The organism is Marvinbryantia formatexigens DSM 14469 (assembly GCF_025148285.1).
In the GTDB taxonomy this organism is placed as follows: domain Bacteria; phylum Bacillota; class Clostridia; order Lachnospirales; family Lachnospiraceae; genus Marvinbryantia; species Marvinbryantia formatexigens.
The window spans coordinates 4,152,027-4,172,667 of record NZ_CP102268.1 but is presented as its reverse complement, the minus strand read 5'-3'; the positions used below and the strand labels follow the sequence as shown (position 1 = coordinate 4,172,667).

23 protein-coding genes are annotated in these 20,641 nt (G+C 53.5%); all 23 read right to left on the bottom strand.

The window, feature by feature from the left end; genetic code table 11:
* Positions 1-13: 13 nt before the first annotated feature.
* On the bottom strand, positions 14-1,120 hold the full coding sequence (locus NQ534_RS19515) for a DUF3048 domain-containing protein (protein ID WP_006861074.1): 1,107 nt from the start codon (positions 1,118-1,120) through the stop codon (positions 14-16).
* Between the two features lie 96 nt (positions 1,121-1,216).
* A complete protein-coding gene (ybeY, locus tag NQ534_RS19510) occupies positions 1,217-1,720 on the bottom strand; it encodes an rRNA maturation RNase YbeY (protein WP_006861075.1) in 504 nt (167 codons plus the stop codon).
* Positions 1,717-2,739 (bottom strand): PhoH family protein, encoded by a 1,023-nt coding sequence (locus tag NQ534_RS19505; RefSeq protein ID WP_006861076.1) that lies wholly within the window; start codon positions 2,737-2,739, stop codon positions 1,717-1,719. The genes ybeY and NQ534_RS19505 overlap by 4 nt, the downstream gene beginning before the upstream one ends.
* Positions 2,736-4,142, bottom strand: coding sequence for a sporulation protein YqfD (locus NQ534_RS19500; RefSeq protein ID WP_074679806.1), 1,407 nt, complete (start codon positions 4,140-4,142; stop codon positions 2,736-2,738). The genes NQ534_RS19505 and NQ534_RS19500 overlap by 4 nt, the downstream gene beginning before the upstream one ends.
* A complete protein-coding gene (locus tag NQ534_RS19495) occupies positions 4,034-4,285 on the bottom strand; it encodes a YabP/YqfC family sporulation protein (protein ID WP_006861079.1) in 252 nt (83 codons plus the stop codon). The genes NQ534_RS19500 and NQ534_RS19495 overlap by 109 nt, the downstream gene beginning before the upstream one ends.
* 55 nt (positions 4,286-4,340) lie before the next feature.
* Entirely contained in the window at positions 4,341-4,895 is a 555-nt protein-coding gene (locus tag NQ534_RS19490; RefSeq protein WP_006861080.1) for a DUF2284 domain-containing protein, read from the bottom strand.
* Positions 4,892-5,668, bottom strand: a complete 777-nt coding sequence (locus tag NQ534_RS19485) for an HAD family hydrolase (protein WP_006861081.1) — start codon at positions 5,666-5,668, stop codon at positions 4,892-4,894. Before NQ534_RS19485 ends, NQ534_RS19490 begins: the two co-directional genes overlap by 4 nt.
* Before the next feature lie 13 nt (positions 5,669-5,681).
* Positions 5,682-6,143, bottom strand: a complete 462-nt coding sequence (locus NQ534_RS19480) for a GNAT family N-acetyltransferase (protein WP_006861082.1) — start codon at positions 6,141-6,143, stop codon at positions 5,682-5,684.
* A gap of 56 nt (positions 6,144-6,199) precedes the next feature.
* Complete coding sequence (locus NQ534_RS19475) at positions 6,200-6,469, bottom strand: hypothetical protein (protein WP_006861083.1); 270 nt, start codon at positions 6,467-6,469, stop codon at positions 6,200-6,202.
* A gap of 104 nt (positions 6,470-6,573) precedes the next feature.
* Positions 6,574-7,053, bottom strand: a complete 480-nt coding sequence (gene rlmH / locus NQ534_RS19470) for a 23S rRNA (pseudouridine(1915)-N(3))-methyltransferase RlmH (protein ID WP_006861085.1) — start codon at positions 7,051-7,053, stop codon at positions 6,574-6,576.
* A complete protein-coding gene (locus NQ534_RS19465) occupies positions 7,053-7,352 on the bottom strand; it encodes a Dabb family protein (protein ID WP_006861086.1) in 300 nt (99 codons plus the stop codon). The genes rlmH and NQ534_RS19465 overlap by 1 nt, the downstream gene beginning before the upstream one ends.
* Before the next feature lie 82 nt (positions 7,353-7,434).
* The gene (gene gltA / locus NQ534_RS19460) at positions 7,435-8,823 is read right to left on the bottom strand and encodes an NADPH-dependent glutamate synthase (protein ID WP_006861087.1); all 1,389 of its coding nucleotides are present in this window, start codon (positions 8,821-8,823) and stop codon (positions 7,435-7,437) included.
* A complete protein-coding gene (locus tag NQ534_RS19455) occupies positions 8,823-9,716 on the bottom strand; it encodes a sulfide/dihydroorotate dehydrogenase-like FAD/NAD-binding protein (protein WP_006861088.1) in 894 nt (297 codons plus the stop codon). The genes gltA and NQ534_RS19455 overlap by 1 nt, the downstream gene beginning before the upstream one ends.
* Before the next feature lie 80 nt (positions 9,717-9,796).
* Entirely contained in the window at positions 9,797-13,033 is a 3,237-nt protein-coding gene (locus NQ534_RS19450) for a DNA translocase FtsK 4TM domain-containing protein (protein WP_006861089.1), read from the bottom strand.
* 25 nt (positions 13,034-13,058) lie between these two features.
* Positions 13,059-13,937, bottom strand: coding sequence for an undecaprenyl-diphosphate phosphatase (locus tag NQ534_RS19445; RefSeq protein WP_006861090.1), 879 nt, complete (start codon positions 13,935-13,937; stop codon positions 13,059-13,061).
* A 64-nt stretch (positions 13,938-14,001) separates the two neighbouring features.
* Positions 14,002-14,667, bottom strand: a complete 666-nt coding sequence (locus NQ534_RS19440; protein WP_006861091.1) for a ClpP family protease — start codon at positions 14,665-14,667, stop codon at positions 14,002-14,004.
* A gap of 155 nt (positions 14,668-14,822) precedes the next feature.
* The gene (locus NQ534_RS19435) at positions 14,823-15,611 is read right to left on the bottom strand and encodes a CFI-box extended C-terminal domain-containing protein (RefSeq protein ID WP_006861092.1); all 789 of its coding nucleotides are present in this window, start codon (positions 15,609-15,611) and stop codon (positions 14,823-14,825) included.
* Between the two features lie 3 nt (positions 15,612-15,614).
* On the bottom strand, positions 15,615-16,343 hold the full coding sequence (locus tag NQ534_RS19430) for a YebC/PmpR family DNA-binding transcriptional regulator (protein ID WP_006861093.1): 729 nt from the start codon (positions 16,341-16,343) through the stop codon (positions 15,615-15,617).
* Between the two features lie 14 nt (positions 16,344-16,357).
* Complete coding sequence (locus tag NQ534_RS19425) at positions 16,358-17,227, bottom strand: hemolysin family protein (protein WP_006861094.1); 870 nt, start codon at positions 17,225-17,227, stop codon at positions 16,358-16,360.
* Between the two features lie 69 nt (positions 17,228-17,296).
* Positions 17,297-17,653 (bottom strand): type II toxin-antitoxin system PemK/MazF family toxin, encoded by a 357-nt coding sequence (locus NQ534_RS19420; RefSeq protein WP_040782565.1) that lies wholly within the window; start codon positions 17,651-17,653, stop codon positions 17,297-17,299.
* Positions 17,654-17,727: 74 nt separating this feature from the next.
* Positions 17,728-18,900 carry an alanine racemase gene (alr, locus tag NQ534_RS19415; protein WP_006861096.1) on the bottom strand — a complete coding sequence of 391 codons (1,173 nt, stop codon included), beginning with the start codon at positions 18,898-18,900 and terminating at the stop codon, positions 17,728-17,730.
* A gap of 158 nt (positions 18,901-19,058) precedes the next feature.
* Complete coding sequence (locus NQ534_RS19410) at positions 19,059-19,901, bottom strand: NAD(P)H-hydrate dehydratase (RefSeq protein ID WP_006861097.1); 843 nt, start codon at positions 19,899-19,901, stop codon at positions 19,059-19,061.
* Between the two features lie 70 nt (positions 19,902-19,971).
* Positions 19,972-20,619: a redox-sensing transcriptional repressor Rex gene (locus tag NQ534_RS19405; protein WP_006861098.1), complete on the bottom strand. Its 648-nt coding sequence runs from the start codon at positions 20,617-20,619 to the stop codon at positions 19,972-19,974.
* Positions 20,620-20,641: the final 22 nt, after the last annotated feature.

Here is a 20,641-nt window from a genome sequence, read left to right as displayed (position 1 = left end):
TCCTGCGCGGCGATTACTGAATCAGCGTATCACCGTTTCTCGTATCCTGCACAATGCAGACCCAGGTCTTTCCCTGGTTGATCTTCAGCTCATTTCCAGAAGCGTCGTAATATCTCGTCACGCCGTAATTGCCGTCCTTGCTCCAGGTAGCGTTCTGGAAGGTGCCATTGGTAAACAGAATGGCGGAGCCGCCGGAGTGCGTGTCAATATCGATATAGCCGTTGTCGTCGTATGCGCGCACCGGACAATACTGGATGATGACATTGTCGTATGCAAGCTGGCTGCCCGTCAGCTCGTCGATCTGCGCGCCACCGTACTGATAGCGCAGATACTGCCCGCTGCTGGCATCATATTCAAAATACGGACTGTTGCTGTAAAGGCTCGGACGGATATAGGTTGCGGTGCCGTCAGAATAGGAGACGCGCTCCCCGTCCGCCGCAAAGAGGAAATGTCCGCTGTAATCGTCCGCATACTGCATACTGTAGCCGTTGCGCTCCACCGCCGTCATCAGCCCGCTGTAGCTTGTGTAGGCGTTGTGCGGCGCCGGACGGTCGTCTGTGCGGTAGAAAATGTCCTCTCCGGCATAGCCGAGGATTTCTCCGACGGAATCCTGGTACTGCAGACCGCTGATATTGTCCACCATAGAGGAATTCAGCAGGTCAAATGCGTAGACCGCCTGCCCGTAGTGGGTGTAGATAGCGTCAAATTCCATTGCAAAATCGATGAAATAGTCGCGGCAGCTTCTGACCGGTCCGATTTTATCCAGATCGGCGTAATCCTCAAAAAAGGCGAGCAGACGCGTGATATCGCCTTCCACCGGCGCCTCGTATACCACGTCCGCGCGGGAAATGCCCGCCTGCGGCATGGCGTCAGAAATATTGTTGATCATAATGGACATCGGGCGCACCTGCGCGATGGAGGCATCTGTCAGCTTTCCGGTAAGATAACTGTGTACCTGCCCGTTTTCATCCGGCGTCTCCAGAAGCGCTCCGCTGCGCGGCGCCGTCTCCTTCCACGACGGATTGTACGAATCCTCCGCGCCCGCCGTGATGCCGATGCCAGACAGGCAGAGGCTTAAAATGCCAAGAACTGTCATTGCTGTAAATGCTTTTGCTTTCATAGTTACCCCTCCTTAATAAGATAAAATGATACTGGTTTCAAAAGCTCCCGATTGTGATGCCTTTGCCATGCAGGTCTGTCCCTTTCGACCCTGGCATCATAAATCTCTCGTAATATTTAATCTCTCCAGGACTTCCTCCTGTTTTCTCTCCATTTCCGCAGCCTCCTGCTCCGTCATGTGGTCGTAGCCAATCAGATGGAACATACTGTGCGCAAGAAGAAACGCATATTCGCGCAGCAGGGAATGTCCGTACTGCTCTGCCTGGGCGTATACATGGTCGACGGAAATCACGATATCTCCGAGCATCAGCTCGCCGCTGTCCGGATGGAAACAGTCCGCAGGCTCTTCCTCCAGAAAATCAAAATTTCCCGGAATTTCGTAGGATACCATCGGAAACGACAGTACGTCCGTGGCAGCGTCGATGCCGCGCTGTTCCCGGTTGATCGTGCGGATTTCAGCATCGTCCGTAAGTGTGACGGAAACCTCCGCCTCATAGGGACAGTCTGTATAGTCCAGCACTGCCTCCACAACTTTTACCGCAATATCCTCCCAGTCGAATGGCAGATCAGCACTGCATTCTTTATCCATATAAATAGTCATCTGCTTCCTCCCCGCCGTTTCCCGGCATACGTATTTCTGTCACGCGGCGCTTTTTCCGGGCGCTGCTTCTTTTCATACTCCTCGTAAGCCTGTACGATCTTCTGTACCAGCGGATGACGCACAACGTCCTTGCTTGTCAGCGTGCAGAAAGCGATTTCCTCCACCTTTTTAAGCACCTTCACCGCCACATCCAGACCGGACTGTGTGCCGGAGGGCAGATCCTTCTGCGTCATATCGCCCGTGATCACCACTTTGGAGCCGAAGCCGATACGCGTGAGGAACATTTTCATCTGCGCCGGCGTCGTGTTCTGCGCCTCATCCAGAATGATGTAAGCGTTATCCAGCGTCCGTCCTCTCATATAGGCGAGCGGGGCGACCTCGATCAGCCCCTTTTCCATATTTTTCTGAAAGCTTTCCGGTCCCATAATCTGATAGAGCGCGTCGTAAAGCGGCCGCAGATAGGGATCCACCTTGCTCTGCAGATCGCCCGGAAGAAAGCCGAGCTTTTCTCCCGCCTCGATAGCGGGACGGGTGAGGATAATCCGCCCTACCTCATCGTTTTTGAATGCCTGTATCGCCATCGCCATAGCAAGGTATGTCTTTCCGGTGCCCGCCGGACCGATGCCGAACGTAATCATGCTTTTGCGCATCGCGTCCACATATTCCTTCTGTCCGAGCGTTTTCGGTTTGATTACCTTTCCGTTAATGGTGTGGCAGATAATATCCTGGTCGATTTCGACAATAGCGCTCTCTTTGTCCTCAAAGGAAAGCGCAAGCGCATAATCCACATTCTGCGCGGTGATGATATTTCCCGCTTCCGCCAGACGGCGAAGCTGTGTGAGGATATCCGCCGCTTTCTTTGACGCCTGCGCGCTGCCAAGTATTTTTATGGTCCCGTCTCTTGCTATCACGGTGACGTTCAGTGTCTTCTCAATTTTTTTCACGTGCTCGTCAAACTGGCCGAACACGTTGCTCTCAAGCTGTGATGGAATTTCCACCGTTGCTTCCACAATACTCATTCATCTGTTCCTTCCTGCCGGAGGTCCGTTTTTTCTGTGTGCGCTGCCCTGCCGGTCTTTTTGACGACGGTAACAGTGCCGTCCGCCTGACAGGCAGTCGCACTCACATCTATTCTAACATTATTTTCAAATATTTGAACCCCTTTTTCTTCATTTTCTGCCAGAAATTTTTGTAAGTTTGCCCCGGCGATGGCTTCCGCCTCTTCTTTTTCGTATGCTCTGGCGGTAATCCGGTATTCATTTGCCTGCAGAATGCCTGCAGCGGCAGGCAGATAAAAATCCTTCAGAAGGCAGAGCTGGCGCTCTTTTCCGATAATATCCGCCGTCTCAAAAGCATCCAGGCCGAGGTTGACGCCAAAATATCTGCCGAACAGCTTTATATAAAAGCCGTAGCGTTTTTTGCCGGTATATTCTGCGGTATCGTGCACAAGCGGAAAGGAATCGTGATATTGCAGCGTTGTTTTTATGTAGATATCGGCATCCGCCGTGCAGTAGCGATAAGATACGATGCTGCCGCTGTCGTCCGTAATCGCCAGCTCTCCGCTCACAAGCACGTCTCCCGCTGTAATGCTGTCGCCCTCCTGCACGAGCGGCGTGCCCTCACGGGTAATCATTTTTACAATCACGCCGTCCTCCTCCGCGACAAGGTCACTGGTGGCGGACGAATTTTGCGCAGCGGACATGCGCTGTCCGGCCGCGCTGCCCGTCTCTGCGTCTGCGATTTTGTCAGTCTCTGAGAGGGCGTCTGTGTTTTCCTTTACGCTGATGGAAAGCTCAGTGCCGGAGAGTTTTACCGATACCCAGATAAGATTCGGAAAGTCGCTGCGCAGATCGGCGGCAAGCTGTTTGCAGTCTACCGTGCGCTTCGGCGTGCCATAGCCGATATCCTGCTCCATCAGATATTCCATCATCACCGGACGGCTGATACTGAGGTTCCCTTCGATGGAAATGTTCCAGATAAAGCAGGACAGGAAAAAAATGAAAACCCCGCAGGCGGGAATACAGACGGCAAATACTTTGCGCTTCCGGTGCCGGTGCAGAAAAAAAGGAAGCCCGCATTTTCTGCATACGCGTATGCGGGTGCGGCATTTTGCCGCCAGCGGCTTCAGCGCGAAAAAGTCCTTCAGATAAATATTCGCCTCATAGCCCTTCTGCACGGGGCGGATATCCCATAAGAAAATGCGGTGATTGGCGCAGAGATTCAGGAAGCGCTCGCAGGTGCCGCCGCACAGGTGAATTCTGACATACCCTTTTCCAAGACGGAGCAGTTGTCTGACCAGACAAATCTCTCCTTTCAGAAATAGTGTATCTGTTCGATACGTCCGCGAAGCTGCAGCTCCTCCCGCGCATAAGATTCGATAAATAAATGCTGTCCGCAGATTTCCAGGCGGCAGTTTTTGCACTGCAGAAGCAGACGCGAATCCGAATACTCGATAATGCCCAGATAGTTTTCCACCCGCAGGGCATTTTGTCCGGTCAGCTCCAGCAAAGCCGCCTTCTCCGATAAATCCTCCGGGATGCCCATCGCCGAGGCAAGCTTCTTCATCGAACTCCCCACTATCTTTGCTTTTTATTAAACAGTATATGAGGAGCCGGGGAAATTAGCACCGGAAAAATATTAATCCGAACCAGGTTACGGTGTGCGTATCGTACAGAAAGTCGATACCGCATTTTTCGGCGATTTCCGTGACGAGGATGCCGTAGCTCTCGATGCACGGGATGGCATAGCCAGGATGGCGGCAGGGCTGCGGGTAGGCACATTTTTCACAGATCTGGCAGGACTCGCTGGAGAGCGGCAGGCAGTCCGCGCCGCGCTCTTTAAGCTCCCGGACGAGGGCGCGCGTAACCTCCTCGTGTCCGGCGCGCGTGGCAAGCGTTTCCGACAGGATAGAAGCGTCGCTTACCTCGGCAAGCGTGGTGAATACCAGCGTTTTTTCGTACTGCAGACATCTTTTATGGCACTCCTCCACCTCGCCGACGCCAGGCGGGCATGACCAGGATTTTCCGTAGCGCCCGCATTCTGTCCGGCAGATATGGCGTACTTTTTCGGAAAAGGGAATTTCCGTCACATCCAGAACTGCATACTGGCAGACCGGATACTGACAGATAATGTCGTCTATGGAAAGCTCCGGCTGCGGCGCCGCTGTGCCGCTCATCGTGGAAGCTCCTCTGATTCTGCTGGAGACGGTCCGGGCGTTTCCTGCGATTCTGACAAAGATGATACGGAACTTTCCTGTGGTTCTGCGAATAATGGTTCTGATGTTTCCTGCGATTCTGCAAGAATCATGTCCGCTGCTTCTTCTGCTGTCCGGGCAATATAGGCGGCGCCTGCGTCCTTCAGCTCTGCCAGATTTCCATAACCGTAAAGCACGCCAAGTGCATCCAGCCCGTTTGCTTTTGCACCCAGAACGTCGTGCTCGCGGTCGCCGACCATCAGCACATCTTTTTTCTGCGCCTCATCTATGCCAAGCGCCTGCAGCGCACAGGTGATGATTGCCGCCTTTTCCACCAGCTTTTCGTCCATCGACGCGCCGCAAACTACCGTGAAGCAGTCATCAATGTGAAAATATTCCAGAATCTGCTTTGCAAACTGCTCCGGCTTTGAGGTTGCAAGCGCCAGAATTTTTCCGCCCTTCTGCAGCCTTTTCAGCATGTCCTCCACGCCCGGATAGAGACTGTTTTCAAAAATCCCTTTTGACGTATAATATTCCCGGTAGCAGGCGATGCCCTCCTTTGCTTCGGCGGGCGTCATGCCGCAGTATTTCTGCATCGAATCGGCAAGCGGAGGTCCGACAAATTTCCGCAGCGTTTCCTTGGGAAGCTCCGGGAAACCCATTTTCTGTACGGCGTAGCGCACAGAATTCATGATCCCCGGCCCCGATTCGGTAATCGTTCCGTCAAGGTCAAATAAAATATACTGATAATGCATAGCATCCTCCCTGTTATAACAGCTCCATATTGAGTGATTCCACCGTAAACCCATATTCCTCATACATCCTGCGGGCAGCCGTATTTCTGGCATTTACCTCCAGCTCGATTCCGTCAAAGCCCTTCTGCCGCTTTAATTCTCTGAGGAAATCAAAGAAGGCATGTCCGATTCCGCGCCCGCGGTACTGCTCATCGACCGCCATCGTATCCACAAAAATAGTATTTCTTGTGACAAGAACCGGGTCTTCGATGTGACGGTACCGGATGTATAAAATACCGGCTGTCTGCCCCTCATATTCTGCAAGGAAAAAAGTTTTCTCCTTTACAGCCTGTTCAAATAACTCCTGCGGCAGGACCGGCTCGTGATACCGGAAAATATCCGGCCGCCAGTCTGCGTGCATCTGATGTACCTGCCGCATCATACTCTCCGCAGCGGTATAATCCTCTTCTTCCGCGTTTCTGATACGTATGTTCATGCTGTCTCCTTTTTGCAGATCAGGTCTGCGTCTGTCCGCTCTCTACCGTAAATAAACTAGGCAATCTGAATCCCTCCATTCGCAGCATATTTATACAGAAGGTGTGCATTGCTGCGAAGCAACTGTTCAAACATGGCAATCTCTTCTTCGGAATACCCGTCCTTTAGAATCCATTTATACGTTGGCAGTTCACATCTTGCAGAATCAAATCCGTCTTCTGTAGGACGTTCAAAATGTACGATTACTTTTTGCACATTGTTTTCTTCTATTATCTGTGAATGTACAATTTCCGTTTCATCCGCTAAAGTCATATATGGGTACATCATATTCTATTACCTCCACGTAATAATTAAAATCACATCTCCTGATCAATCGTTTTATTCCTCTTGACGTTTCTCCAGATGCTTTTATGCTTTCTTGAATTTCGCATTTATTTGTGATACGGTTCATGATGGATGATGCGGAAACTCCGGTATATCTGCTCCAGCAATATGACGCGCATGAGCTGGTGCGGAAAGGTCATGTCGGAGAAGCTGAGAAGACAGTCGGCGCGCCGCAGGACGCGCGCGTCAAGTCCGAGAGAGCCGCCGATGATGAACGCAAGATGGCTGTCCCCGGCAATGCCGCGCTTTTCGATAAAGTCCGCCAGCCCTTCGGAGGTCAGCTTTTTTCCCTCAATGGCGAGGGCGATAACGTAGGCGTCCTCGCGGAGGGCTTTCAGAATGCGGTCACCTTCTTTTTCTTTAATCTGCAGCTCCAGCGCGGCGCTGGCGCCCTCCGGCGTCTTTTCGTCCGCCAGCTCGATGATTTCCAGCTTACAATACCGCGACAGGCGCTTTGCATATTCTGCAATCGCGCCTGTGAAGTATTTTTCTTTAATTTTTCCGACCGCTATGACTGTGATGCGCATTACAGCTCAAAATCCAGGCAGGAGCGGTTGCAGGTAACGCTTCTGACATACTTTCCCGCTTCCACATGCGCCGGATGGATCGTGTAGCCGTTTAATGCCTCCACGGATTCGTAGTCGCCAATCAGCGCAACATCGCGGTTGCTGGACGGCAGCTCGTTGACAATGACCTCCAGGGATACCACGCCCGGAACGACCTCCTTCAGCGGCTCCAGAATCTCCTTCATTTTCGCTCCGGCTGCCTTCTTTTCCTCATCAGAGAGTGTTTCCACAAAATTCCACATTACAATATGTCTTACCATGCACTAACCTCCTGCTCAAATCCTGTATGCAGCAGCGCAGACGGACTGCCCTGCTGCTTTTGCGTGCCCTCCGGCATCCGTCCTATTTGCTGCTTAAAAATTCATGAATACCCTTTGCAGCGGCTTTTCCGGCACCCATTGCAAGAATAACCGTTGCTGCGCCGGTAACTGCGTCTCCACCGGCATATACGCCGTCCTTGGAGGTCTTACCGGTTTCCTCGTCGGCAATGATGCATTTGCGGCGGTTGGTGTCAAGACCGACTGTCGTGGAGGAAATCAGCGGGTTCGGAGAGGTACCGAGCGACATGATTACGGTATCTACATCCAGCGTAAATTCGGAACCCGGAATCTCCACCGGACGTCTTCTTCCGGAGGCATCCGGCTCGCCCAGCTCCATGCGGATGCAGGTCATGCCCGCAACTGCATCGTTCTCGTCCACCAGAATCTCCTTCGGGTTTGTCAGAAGGTCGAAGATAACGCCCTCTTCTTTTGCGTGGTGAACCTCCTCCACACGCGCCGGAAGCTCTGCCTCACTTCTGCGGTAAACGATATGTACTTCCGCACCGAGACGGAGCGCTGTTCTTGCAGCATCCATCGCAACGTTTCCGCCGCCGACGACTGCCACCTTCTTGCCGCGCACGATCGGGGTGTCGTAATCCTCACGGAAGGCTTTCATCAGATTGTTTCTGGTAAGGTATTCGTTTGCGGAGAATACGCCCTTCGCCGTCTCTCCCGGAATACCCATGAACATCGGAAGTCCGGCGCCGGAGCCGATAAATACCGCCTCAAAGCCCTCCTCATCCATCAGCTCGTCGATGGTGATAGAGCGTCCGATGATAACGTTTGTCTCAATTTTAACGCCAAGCGCTTTTACATTCTCCACTTCCTTTGCCACAACATCCAGCTTCGGAAGACGGAATTCCGGAATACCGTAAACAAGCACTCCGCCCGGCTCATGCAGCGCCTCGAAAATGGTCACATCGTAGCCAAGCTTTGCCAGGTCGCCCGCGCAGGTAAGACCGGAAGGACCGGAACCGATAACAGCCACCTTTTTGCCGTTTTTCTCCGCCGGAGCCGTCGGTTTGATGCCGTTCTCCCGCGCCCAGTCTGCAACGAAGCGCTCCAGCTTTCCGATGGAGATTGCCTCGCCCTTGATCCCGCGGATACATTTTCCCTCGCACTGGCTCTCCTGCGGGCACACACGTCCGCAGATTGCCGGCAGCGCGGAGGATTCGGAAATAATCCGGTAAGCTTCCTCAAAATTGCCCTCTTTTACCTCGTGGATGAAGCCCGGAATATTGATGTTTACCGGACATCCGGTCACGCACTTTGCATTTTTACAGTTAATGCAGCGCGCAGCCTCCTCCATCGCTTCTTCTTTATTATAACCGAGACATACCTCGTCAAAATTTGCTGCTCTTACCTTCGGCGCCTGCTCTCTGACAGGAACCTTCTTTAATACGTCTCCCATTATTTGTCACCTCCGCAATTTCCACATCCGCCGTGATGTGTATCTCCCTCACGCAATTTTAACAGGGCGCGTCCCTCTTCTGTCTTATACATTGCCTGACGCTTCATAGCTGCGTCAAAATCAATCGCATGTCCGTCAAACTCCGGTCCGTCCACGCAGGCGAACTTTACTTCGTCGCCCACCATGACACGACAGGCACCGCACATACCGGTTCCGTCCACCATGATCGGGTTCATGCTGACGATCGTCGGGATATTGTATTTTTTCGTTGTCAGGCAGCAGAATTTCATCATGATCATCGGACCGATCGCCACGCAGTGGTCGTAGGTCTTGCCCTCGGTCGTCACAAGGTCCTCGATTACCTTTGTAACCATACCGCTTCTGCCGTAGGAGCCGTCGTCGGTAGTGATATACAGATTGCCGCATACCGCCTGGAATTTGTCCTCCAGAATGACAAGCTCTTTTGTCTTTGCGCCGATGATAACGTCCGCGTCGATTCCATGCTCATGCAGCCATTTTACCTGCGGGTAAACAGGTGCGGTTCCGACGCCTCCGGCAACAAACAGGATTTTCTTCTTCCTGGTCTCCTCCAGGTTTTCCTCCTCGCACAGCTCGGATGGGCGTCCGAGCGGGCCGACAAAATCGCGGAAGGAATCGCCTGTCTTTAAGTATGTAAACTTCTCTGTGGATGCGCCGATCGGCTGGAATACAATCGTGATTGTGCCCGCTTCTCTGTCATAGTCGCAGATGGTCAGCGGAATACGTTCGCCGACTTCATCCATCTTGACGATGACAAACTGTCCGGGCAGGCAATGCTTTGCAACTCGTGGCGCTTCAACAACCATTTCGTAGATATTGCCTGCAAGTTTCCCTGCTTTCAAAATCTTGTACATAAAAATTTTCCTCCTCCATGATGATGTGCACAGGCACTTAACTTAACTATACCGCAAAGCCAAAAAAACTGCAAGAATTTTTATACGTAATCATCGATATATCGTTCAAATTCTTCCATCGTCATCAGTACCTTGCGCGGCTTTGTGCCCTCCTCCGGGCCGACAACGCCGGCTTCGGAGAGCTGGTCCATGATACGCGCCGCCCGGTTGAAGCCGATTTTAAAGACTCTCTGCAGCATACCGATAGACGCCTTATCCTTCTCAATGATGAAACGGCCTGCCTCGGCAAAGTTGGAATCCAGCTCGTTTGCCCCGCCGGAGGCTCCCGGAAGGGATACGGACGCCTGGGCTACCTGCGTCATGCGGTCCTCCATTTCCTGCTTATAGCCGGAAACATCATTTTTCTGCGTGAGAAAGTCCGTCACATTGCTGACTTCTTTATCGGAGACAAACGCGCCCTGCACACGCACCGGCTTCTGATACCCCTGCGGATAAAAGAGCATATCGCCCTTTCCGAGCAGCTTTTCCGCGCCGTTCATATCGATGATGGTGCGGGAATCCACACCGCTCGACACGGAAAATGCAATTCTGGAGGGCATATTTGCTTTAATCAGACCGGTGATAACATTGACGGACGGACGCTGCGTGGCGATAATCAGATGGATGCCCGCCGCGCGCGCAAGCTGCGCCAGACGGCAGATAGCGTCCTCCACCTCGCCCGGAGCCACCATCATCAAATCGGCAAGCTCATCCACGATAATGACAATCTGCGGAAGCTTTTTCGGCCGCTGCTCTTCCGGAATATCGGTGAGCTGCGAAATCTTCTCGTTATAGCCCTTCAGATCACGCACGCCGCATTCAGCAAATTTCTGGTAGCGGTCCGTCATTTCGGCGACGCCCCAGTTCAGCGCGCCGGACGCTTTCTTCGGATCGGTGACAACCGGGATAAACAGATGCGGGATACCGTTGTACACGCTCAGCTCCACCACCTTCGGGTCAATCATAATCAGCTTGACGTCCTCCGGGTCCGCCTTGTAGAGAATGCTCATAATCAGCGTGTTGATGCAGACGGATTTTCCGGAGCCGGTGGCGCCTGCAATCAGCAGATGCGGCATTTTCGCGATATCCGCCACGACCACCTTTCCGGCAAGGTCCTTTCCGACGGCAAAACTTAAATTCGATTTTGCATTTTTAAATTCTTCCGATTCCAGCAGCTCGCGCAGCAGCACAGTGCTGTTCTCCTTGTTCGGCACCTCGATGCCAACCGCCGATTTTCCGGGAATCGGCGCTTCGATACGGATATCGGAAGCGGCAAGGTTCAGCTTGATATCGTCGGCGAGATTGACGATGCGGCTTACCTTTACGCCCTGCTCCGGGGTGAGCTCGTAGCGCGTGACCGCCGGACCGCAGCTTGCGTTTGTCACATTTACGTTCACACCAAAATTACGCAGCGTCTGCTGCAGCTTTGCGGCTGTCTCCCGCACCTCCCGGTCGCTGCCGCCGCTTCGTCCGCGGGCGGGTTTTGTGAGCAGGGAGAGCGGTGGAAATACATAGGCGGGCTTTGGCTGCTCTTCCGACAGCGCAATCTCCTGCGCCACGTTGTCCAGCTCTTTTTCCTGCTCCGCGCGGGAGGATTTGGGATTTTTAAGGCTCCGGCTGCCCACGGGCATTTCCGGCGCGCCTGTGGCGGCTGCCGGAGTATCCTGTGAAGTATCCGGCATATCCCCTGTATCCGGGGACAGGCTTTGTGTGCGGACCGCCGCTCTGCTCTGGAACGAGCGTACCTCTGGCATTTCCTGCTCATAATCCGCAGGTTCACCGGCGGATGGCACGCTCTCCCGCATTTCAGACGGTTCCTCTGATCTGTCTTCCCCGGCGCCCAGATCGGCAACCGAAAATGCCGGTATCACGTTTTCCTGCGCGTCGTCGCCGCGCTGGATAGTAAAATGCAGCTCCTGCGGCTTTTGCACTTCCTCCGGCGCCGCGGACGATCCGGTCTGCGAAAACTGCTCCGCCTGCATGGATGCCCCGGTCTGTGGATGACGCTCCGCCTGCATGGACGCCCCGGTCTGTGAATGCCGCTCCGCCTGCATGGGTTCTCCAGTCTGCGCGAATTTCTCTGTCTGTACAGACGCCCCGGTCTGCGCAAAAATATCCGCCTGCGAAAATCTCTCCGGCTGCCCGGAGGCGCTCCGGCTCCTCGCCGCATCACTCTGGCGGGACATACGCGGCACCACCTCGTGGATTTCCTCCGAGGCGGGCATGTGCGGGTCCAGCCTGGTATCCTCCATCACGCCCGAAACAATATTTGCCCGGCGCGGTCTGCGCACCTGGAGGCGGATTTCTTCCTCGTCCTCCCCGGCGCGCAGCCTTTCAATCTCCTCCTGCATCCGGCGCTGCTTCTGCAGCTTGTTTTTTTCTTTCTTCAAATCATGCATCTGCCGCTTCGCGCGGGAATCCTCCTTTGCCCGGCGATAGGCGCGGCTGCCGTTTCTGCGCAGATTGTCAAACAGCGAGCGCTCCGTGATGATGACCGCGCAGATAATCAGCAGCACGATCAGCAGAATCCACGCTCCGACCTGTCCAAATACCGGGCAGAGTATCCGGCAAAGAAGCCCGCCGGCGACACCGCCGCCGGCGCGCAGATCTCTTCCAGCCGCATAATAGTCGGAAAAAACGCGCGCGCCGTCAAAGCTTCCGGAGAGAAGCTCGGTAAACGCGCAGATACACAGGAAGAAAATAAAAATTGCCCCAGATTTCACCCAGGACGGAAGGCTTGCACGGTTGGCAATGATAAACGCCGCCAGAAAGACCACCAGGAGCGGCGCCAGATACGCGCAGGCGCCGAACACACCGAAAAAGAAGCCGCTGACCGTATCCAGCGCCTTCACTCCAAAGGCAAAGATATTGTTCAAAAACAAAATCAAGCAAAGGGCAATCAGAATCCAGAGAAAGACCTCCGCAAACACCGGCGTGCCCGGCGCCCGCCGGATATCGGGAACATCGATTTCGCGGCGGCGGGCTGCAGTGCGCGTACCCGCCGTGCCGCTGTTTCCGGCACGTTCTGAAGACGCGGCGCCCGCGGACTTTGCGCCGCCGGATTTTGCGGCGGCACCTGTCTTTTTCGCGCTCCCTTTCCCGGTGGAGCTATCCGTCTTTTTGGCGCTTCCTTTTTTGGCAGAGCCATCCGTCTTTTTTGCGCTTCCTTTTTTGGCAGAGCCTTCCGACGTGCGGCTGCCGGAAGATTTCTGTGCGCGCGCCTTTGTTCCGGACGGCTTCTTTGAGGAATCCATATCCTTTTTATTCTTTGTTTCCATAAATATAATCTCTCCTCACAAACGGTCAGCGCTGTATATAATAGCCTGCAATCGCGACAATACCAAGAATAAGGCAGTATACAGCAAATCCCTTAAAACGTTTTCTGCGGACGATTACCAGCATTTTCCGGATACAGAAATATCCGGTGATACCGGCGGCTGCCGCACCTGCAAGATAAATAAAAAACTGTGATATGGCAAGCCTGGAGTAATCCACGCGGAAAAGCTCCAGGACTGCGGCTCCCAGAATCGCCGGAATCGCCATAATAAAAGAATACTTCACAGCAAATTTTTTCTCAAAGCCGCTCAGCAGGCAGGCGGCAATCGTCGTACCGGAGCGGGACAGACCGGGAAGCGTGGAAAGCCCCTGGGCTACGCCTATCATAAACGCGTTCGTGTAGCTGACATCCTTCGGAATCCGGTGTCCCGCCTCCGTGACATCCGCCACCAGAAGAAGTCCCGCATTTAAAATCAGGCAGACACCGGGAACGATCAGCGTCTGGCTGGCGATAGATACAAGGTCCCGCGCAGCATAGCCGATGACGGCTGTCGGGATGGCGGAGACCAGCACCTGGACGACAAACCTCCGGTAATTATTATGTACGATTTTGCGGCAGCGCTTCGCATCCTGTTCGCGGCGGTTATGCAGCCTCGTCTGGATATTATAGACGACGTCCGCAAGCATCCGCAGGGATTCCAGCAGCATCCGCAAAATGTCCTTCCGGAATACACAGATAATGACAATGACCGTGCCGAAATGCAGCAGCACATCAAATAAAAGCGTGTCGTCGTTTCCGATGCCCAGAAAATTCTGGAGAATGACGAGATGACCGGAGCTGCTGACCGGCAGAAATTCTGTTAAGCCCTGGACAATTCCAAGGAATATCGACTGTAAAATAGACATAGCTTTTCTCCCCGCATAAAAAAATCAACTTCAGTATATCATAATTTTGCGGGAGATACAAACGCTAAATCAGACTGTGGATTTTTTTCATGGCGTCGCTGATGCCGCCCACCTGGTTGATGATCCCCTCCTCCACCGCCTGGCTTCCTACAAGAATCGTACCGAGGTCCTTTGTCAGCATCCCGGTATCCAGCATCAGCTCCTCCAGCCGGTCCCTTGTTGCGCTGCAGTGGCCGGAAATAAAGCCGAGAATGCGGTCCTGCATCTGCCGGAAATAATCGTAGGTCTGCGGGGCGCCGATGACGGTGCCGCTCATGCGCACCGGATGAATGACCATCGTGCCGGTCTCTACAATAAAAGAATAATCAGCGGACACGGCAATCGGCACGCCGATGGAATGGCTTCCGCCCAGCACCAGGGAGACCGTCGGCTTGGACAGTGACGCAATCATTTCCGCGATGGCAAGTCCCGCCTCCACGTCCCCGCCGACCGTATTTAAAAGAATCAGGACGCCCTCGATTTCCCGGCTGTCCTCGATGGCGGCGAGCTGCGGCAGAATATGCTCGTACTTCGTGGTTTTTGTGTTGGCGGGCAGACATTCGTGTCCTTCCACCTCACCGATAATCGTAATCAGATGGATTTTATGACTTAATGTCACCTGCCCGAATTCCTTCAGCTTTTCTTCTTTATTTTCTGCAGTTTCTTTTTTCGTTTCCTCATTTTTTGCCATTGTGCCTTCTCCTCATCGAATCATGCACATAGTATTTCCGCCGCGTCCGTTTTTATACGCAAAATACCTCCCGGCATAAAAGATTCTGCACAGCAAAAACAGCCTGCAAATGGCTTTCCATAAGAAATCCTTTTGTACGCTGTTTTTTTTGACTGTTATTTCTTCTGACGGTCTGTATAGAAGTAGCGCTCCTGCAGCGTGCGCACCATTTCAGTATACAGCTCGCGACAGGATTCTTTTTCATCGTTTTCAATCATCGTAAGGCAGGGATTCAGGTAGGTATCCCAGATACTGCGGTAAATCTCCTTCCTGTCCGGCTGCCGGTTGATGTGCTTCACGATCGTGGGGGCGACATCGTAGTATTCCCGGATGATTTCCTCCCCGTCCGGCTGGCTCTGCAGGTAGCTGTCGCGGTAATTGCGCAGTACCGTCAGCTCGTAGCAGTCATCCGGCTTGCCGAAGGTCTCACAGACCGCCGTCGTGATATAGCACCATTTTTTATGAAACCCGGATTCGATATCCTCATAGGGCGCCGCGGAAAGATTGGTTTTCGGGAACTGCTCCTTCCACTGCCGCAGCATTTCATCCGTAAGTGCCCCGGCGCTCTCCCCCTTAAAATAAAGGATCGCCGGGAAAACATACACCACCATGCTCAGATTGCAGTCTATCAGCTCTTTTTCTTTTTTGGATTTGCCGGCGGGCTTATTGGCAGCCTCCGCCGCCGGAGTTACCGCCGCCTGCGCCATATTAAACACATACTGCGTTTTGTCGATGGCATTCTGATAGCCTGTTTCCACAGCCTGGAAGGTGGCAGTGTGGGCTTCATAGTATTTCTGAAATGCACTGCTGTAATTTTTTCTGGAAAACATGGGGACAAACTGCCTGGCGTCCAGAATCAGCTCCTCCATCCCGTGCAGCGCAGTCAGATAAGTGTTTTCCGCCATAGATTATTCCTCCAGATTTGTATATACGTTCTGCACGTCGTCGTCCTCATCCAGAAGGTCGAGCGTTCTCTGCAGATTTTTCAGTGCTGTCTCGTCGGTTAATGCAACGTAATTCTGCGGAATCATCGTCACCTCCGCGGAAGCAAAGACAAGACCCTCTTTTTCCAGCGCCTCGCGCACCTTACCGAATTCATCCGGGTCGGTGATAATCTCAAAGCTGTCCTCTTCCTCCGAAAAATCCTCCGCTCCGGCATCCAGCGCCAGCATCATCAGGTCATCCGCGTCCATGTCGCATTCTTCCTTGTCGATGATCATCTGTCCCTTTTTATCAAAGCTGTAGGAGACACAGCCCTGCGTGCCGATGCTGCCGTTTCCCTTTGTGAAAGCGCTTCTTACGTTTGCCGCCGTGCGGTTTTTGTTGTCCGTCAGTGCCTCCACGATGATGGCAATGCCGTTCGGACCGTAGCCCTCATAGGAAACGTATTCGTAGTTTACGGCGTTCGCATCGCCCGCCGCTTTTTTGATTCCGCGGTCGATGGTGTCGTTCGGCATGTTGTTCGCCTTCGCCTTTGCAATGACGTCGCGCAGTCTGCTGTTGTTTGCCGGGTCGGGACCGCCCTCCTTTACGGCAACGGCGATTTCTCTTCCGATGATGGTAAAGATTTTACCCTTTGCCGCGTCATTTTTCTCTTTCTTGTGCTTGATGTTGGCAAATTTTGAATGTCCTGACATACTTTTATCTCTCCTTATTTCGTTTCTTCATCTTCTTCTTTTTTTTCTTCGGGAAGCCGATGCGCGCGCACCCGCTCAATGGTTTTGTTGGCGACGCTCAGAATGCGGAAGCTGTAGCCGTCCGTGATAATTTCCGAGCGGTCGTCGTCCGACGGGATCCTGCCGAGCTTGGAAATCAGAAAACCGTTCAGCGTCTCGAACTCGACGTCATCCAGCGAAAGCTGCAGCGCCTCGCTTACCTCGTCCAGCGGGGCAAAGCCGGATATGAGGAAATCGTCGCCCGCTTTTTCAATCACCGGCTCGTCGTTATCGTATTCATCCTGGATATTTCCGACGATCTCCTCCAGAATATCCTCCATCGCGACCAGACCGGCGGTCTGCCCGTATTCATCGGATACGATGACCATCTGCAGCTTCTGCGTCTGCATACTCTTAAACAGGGGACTTAAATCCCGCGTCTCCGGAATAAAGACCGCTTTGCGCAGCAGGGACGGGATATCCTTGATCTGCCAGTTGTCGTAATCGGGATTTCTGGTGTGCCAGCGCATGGCGTCCTTCAGAAACAATATACCGATGATGTTATCCAGGTTATCCAGATATACCGGGAACCGGGAATGCGTATCGTCCAGCATGAAGGCAAGCGCATCCTTCAGATTCATGGTGCCCTCGATCGCCGTGATATTGCGGCGGTGCGTCATGACATCCTGCGCCTCCTTGTCGGTAAGGTCGAAGATATTCTGAATCATCTGCGCCTGGGACTCCTGGATGACACCCTGCTCATGTCCCTCGTTTACCATAGATATAATTTCTTCTTCGTACTCGTCAGACCCGGACGGATTTTTGCCAAGTTTTCTGGACAGCAATCCGCTCAAAGATTTTAACACGTGCGTTCTTCCTTTCTCTTCCAGTGTGTTTCTCCCATCAAATTATCATAGCATTTCTCAGAGCGCCCGTCAAGACAGGTATGTATCCAGTTCAAGGCTAATCATCAGCGCCCGGTCTACCCGGCGCAGAATATCGCTGTCCAGATGGCACACCTTATCCTTCAGCCGCTTTTTGTCGATTGTGCGGAGCTGCTCCAGCAGGATCACGGAATCCTTCACGATATCGTAATGCTCTGCTTCGATCCCGATGTGGGTGGGGAGCTTCGCCTTATTCATTTTTGAAGTAATCGCGGCGACGATCACGGTCGGGCTGTGTTTGTTTCCCACGTCATTCTGAATAACCAGGACCGGACGTATCCCTCCCTGTTCGGAACCGATGACCGGACGCAGGTCCGCATAAAAAATATCTCCTCGTCTGATAATCACAAATTTCACACTCCATCATTTCATTCTGGTACTGACTGGAGTATTTCCCAATTTTTATCAAATATGCGTTTTTATCAATATACGTCGAAGAAATCTTTCTGTTCCGAAACCTGCCCGTTCTTTTTATAGACCCGCGGCACGCGTTTGCTGATATCACAGACAAATTCGTAGGGGAACCGGCCGGAGAGCCCGCCGAGCTCCTCCACGGAAAGGACGCTTTCCCCGTCCTCTCCCAGCAGCGTGACCGCATCCAGCTCCTGTGCCTGCGGAATTTCTGTCACATCCACCATAAACTGGTCCATGCAGACACGGCCGAGGATGGGAGCGCTTTTGCCGTGGATCAGCACTCTGCCGCGGTTCGACAGAAGGCGCGGATAGCCGTCCGCGTAGCCGACAGGTATGGTGGCGATGCGGGTTTTGCGCTTTGTGACAAAGGTGCCGCCATAGCTGACGGCAACGCCCGCCTCCACCTCCTTAACCAGGGTGATATGACTTTTCAGTGCCATCGCCGGCTTCAGCGGGACATTTTCTTTACAGACCTCTTCGGAAGGATAGATTCCGTAAATGCTGATACCGGCACGCACAAGATTTAAGTTGGCATACGGCATATCGATGATGCCGGCGCTGTTGGAGCAGTGGCGCAGAGGAATGTCCACCCCCTTTTCCTTCAGGCTGTCTGTAAACTTCAGGAAATGCTCCAGCTGGTTCTGCGCAGAGGTCTTATCGGTTTCGTCCGCCCGCGCAAAATGCGTAAATATGCCCTCGATTTTTATATTCGGAAGTCTGCTTATCAGCATGATTTCCAGAAGGCTCTCCGCCGTGCACGGAAAACCGATGCGCGTCATGCCGGTATCCAGACCGATGTGGATGACGGCGTTTTTCTGCTGGCGCACCGCCTCCTTTGACAGCTGCTCCGCCATAGAGAGCTTAAATACCACCGGACGGATGTCCGCGCGGATAAGCTCCTCATAATGCTCCTCAAAGACATAGCCAAGAATGAGGACAGGCTTTTTGATACCGGCGGTCCGAAGCTGCAGCGCCTCCTCGGCGGTGGCTACGGCAAAGCCCCAGATATAGTCCAGCGGCTCCGCCAGCCGTGCGATGGGAACGGCGCCGTGTCCGTAGCCGTCCGCCTTGATGACCGCTATCATCCCTGCCGAGGGATGAATATTTCTGTGCATGGATTCAAAATTATATGCGATCGCATCCAGATCGATCTCCGCATATACCCTGCTGTAATTTTTCATAATCTTCCTCCTCTGCGGACCTTCTGCCGCAGATGTTTTTTTGACCCAGACTATCTTCGCCGCCGGGATTTCCGGACGGTTTTTGACCGAAACTATCTGCGCCGCCGGAATCTCCGGGCGGCGGACACTGCCGCTTTCCGTAACTGGGGGCAGCTTTTCTACGAGACGCCGTATAAAATATGTTCCAGGATATCACCCGCCATCATGGAGTAGGTGCCGCGCTCCTTCGCGGCGGCATCCCCCGCGAGCGCGTGGATATAAACGCCAAGCTTTGCCGCCTCAAAGAGCGGCAGCTTCTGCGCAAGCAGACCGCCGATGATGCCGGCGAGCACATCCCCGCTCCCGCCGGTCGCCATGCCATTGTTTCCGCAGGTATTCCAGGAGCAGTCCTTCCCGTCGGAGACCACAGTCCTTGCGTCCTTCAGAACGGTGATGACCCGGTGCGCGGCGGAAAACGCCGCTGCCGTTTCTGCCGGAGCCGCCTTCAGCTTTGCCGCCGGCAGAGCGCACAGGCGGCTCATTTCCCCGATATGCGGCGTGATGATAAAAGGCTCCTTCGCCACTTCCCAGAGCGTTTCATCCGCCGCCAGCAGATTCAGGGCATCCGCATCCAGCACGCGCGGCAGATAATCCGCCGCCAGGATATGCCGTAAAATCTCTTTTTTTACTTCCCCCGTGCCAAGACCGGAGCCAGCGCTCACCGCCGTCATGCCGCGAAGACAATCATCCAGCGCCTCCGGCTTCCAATTCTGCACATCGTAGGTGAGCAGCACCGCCTCCGGGAGGAGCTGCTGCAGAATCACCCGGTTGCACTCCTCCGTATAAATATAAACAAGCCCGGCGCCCGTGCGGTACGCCGCTTTTCCGGCAAGATACGCGGCTCCGCACATGTTGCGGCTCCCCGCCACCACCAGAACCTTTCCGTAGGTGCCCTTAAAGGAATCCGCCGTCCGCCGCGGAAGCACCTCCGAGAGCTTCTGCGGACAGTAAATCGTTTCCACAGCGCCGCCTCCTTCCTTTCATTCCACGGAAACAGGGCCGCCGCAAAAATATTTGCAGAAGCCCCGTCACTTACTTTGTATTTCTGTCGCGCTGATTCTTTGTGATGTTGTACGATAACTGCATCAGACTTTCGGACAGATGAACATTCTCCACTACCACGTCATCCGGCAGATGCAAATCTGTATGTGCGAAATTCCAGATGGCTTTGATGCCGGATTCCACCAGCTTTACCGCCACCTCCTCCGCCGCCGCCTTCGGAAGCGTCAGTGTGGCGATCTGAATGTCATTTTCCGCCAGAAAATCCGGCAGCTCATCCATCATACGTATTTCAATGCCGCGGATTTTTTTCCCGATGAGCTGCGGATTGACGTCGAACATGCCGATAATGCGGAAACCGCGCTTTTCAAACCGCACATAGTTTGCGAGAGCCTGTCCGAGATTACCCGCGCCCAGAATAATCATGTTATAGGTTTTATCCAGTCCGAGAATCTTACCTATCTCATGATACAGAAATTTTACATTGTAACCGTATCCCTGCTGGCCAAATCCGCCAAAATTATTCAAATCCTGGCGTATCTGCGACGCTGTCACCTTCATGCGGTCGCTCAGCTCATTGGAGGAGATACGCTCCACACCACTGTCAAGAAGTTCGCCAAGATACCGGTAATAACGGGGAAGGCGCTTTATGACTGCCCTTGAAATTTCCTTTTCTTCCACCAGAATCCCCTCCGAAATCTAT

Bases quoted from the DNA above. Each gene is read 5' to 3' on its own strand.
- NQ534_RS19515 (WP_006861074.1), bottom strand. From the start codon at position 1,120: ATGAAAGCAAAAGCATTTACAGCAATGACAGTTCTTGGCATTTTAAGC.
- ybeY (WP_006861075.1), bottom strand. From the start codon at position 1,720: ATGACTATTTATATGGATAAAGAATGCAGTGCTGATCTGCCATTCGAC.
- NQ534_RS19505 (WP_006861076.1), bottom strand. From the start codon at position 2,739: ATGAGTATTGTGGAAGCAACGGTGGAAATTCCATCACAGCTTGAGAGC.
- NQ534_RS19495 (WP_006861079.1), bottom strand. From the start codon at position 4,285: ATGAAGAAGCTTGCCTCGGCGATGGGCATCCCGGAGGATTTATCGGAG.
- NQ534_RS19490 (WP_006861080.1), bottom strand. From the start codon at position 4,895: ATGAGCGGCACAGCGGCGCCGCAGCCGGAGCTTTCCATAGACGACATT.
- NQ534_RS19485 (WP_006861081.1), bottom strand. From the start codon at position 5,668: ATGCATTATCAGTATATTTTATTTGACCTTGACGGAACGATTACCGAA.
- NQ534_RS19480 (WP_006861082.1), bottom strand. From the start codon at position 6,143: ATGAACATACGTATCAGAAACGCGGAAGAAGAGGATTATACCGCTGCG.
- NQ534_RS19475 (WP_006861083.1), bottom strand. From the start codon at position 6,469: ATGATGTACCCATATATGACTTTAGCGGATGAAACGGAAATTGTACAT.
- rlmH (WP_006861085.1), bottom strand. From the start codon at position 7,053: ATGCGCATCACAGTCATAGCGGTCGGAAAAATTAAAGAAAAATACTTC.
- NQ534_RS19465 (WP_006861086.1), bottom strand. From the start codon at position 7,352: ATGGTAAGACATATTGTAATGTGGAATTTTGTGGAAACACTCTCTGAT.
- gltA (WP_006861087.1), bottom strand. From the start codon at position 8,823: ATGGGAGACGTATTAAAGAAGGTTCCTGTCAGAGAGCAGGCGCCGAAG.
- NQ534_RS19455 (WP_006861088.1), bottom strand. From the start codon at position 9,716: ATGTACAAGATTTTGAAAGCAGGGAAACTTGCAGGCAATATCTACGAA.
- NQ534_RS19450 (WP_006861089.1), bottom strand. From the start codon at position 13,033: ATGGAAACAAAGAATAAAAAGGATATGGATTCCTCAAAGAAGCCGTCC.
- NQ534_RS19445 (WP_006861090.1), bottom strand. From the start codon at position 13,937: ATGTCTATTTTACAGTCGATATTCCTTGGAATTGTCCAGGGCTTAACA.
- NQ534_RS19440 (WP_006861091.1), bottom strand. From the start codon at position 14,667: ATGGCAAAAAATGAGGAAACGAAAAAAGAAACTGCAGAAAATAAAGAA.
- NQ534_RS19435 (WP_006861092.1), bottom strand. From the start codon at position 15,611: ATGGCGGAAAACACTTATCTGACTGCGCTGCACGGGATGGAGGAGCTG.
- NQ534_RS19430 (WP_006861093.1), bottom strand. From the start codon at position 16,343: ATGTCAGGACATTCAAAATTTGCCAACATCAAGCACAAGAAAGAGAAA.
- alr (WP_006861096.1), bottom strand. From the start codon at position 18,900: ATGAAAAATTACAGCAGGGTATATGCGGAGATCGATCTGGATGCGATC.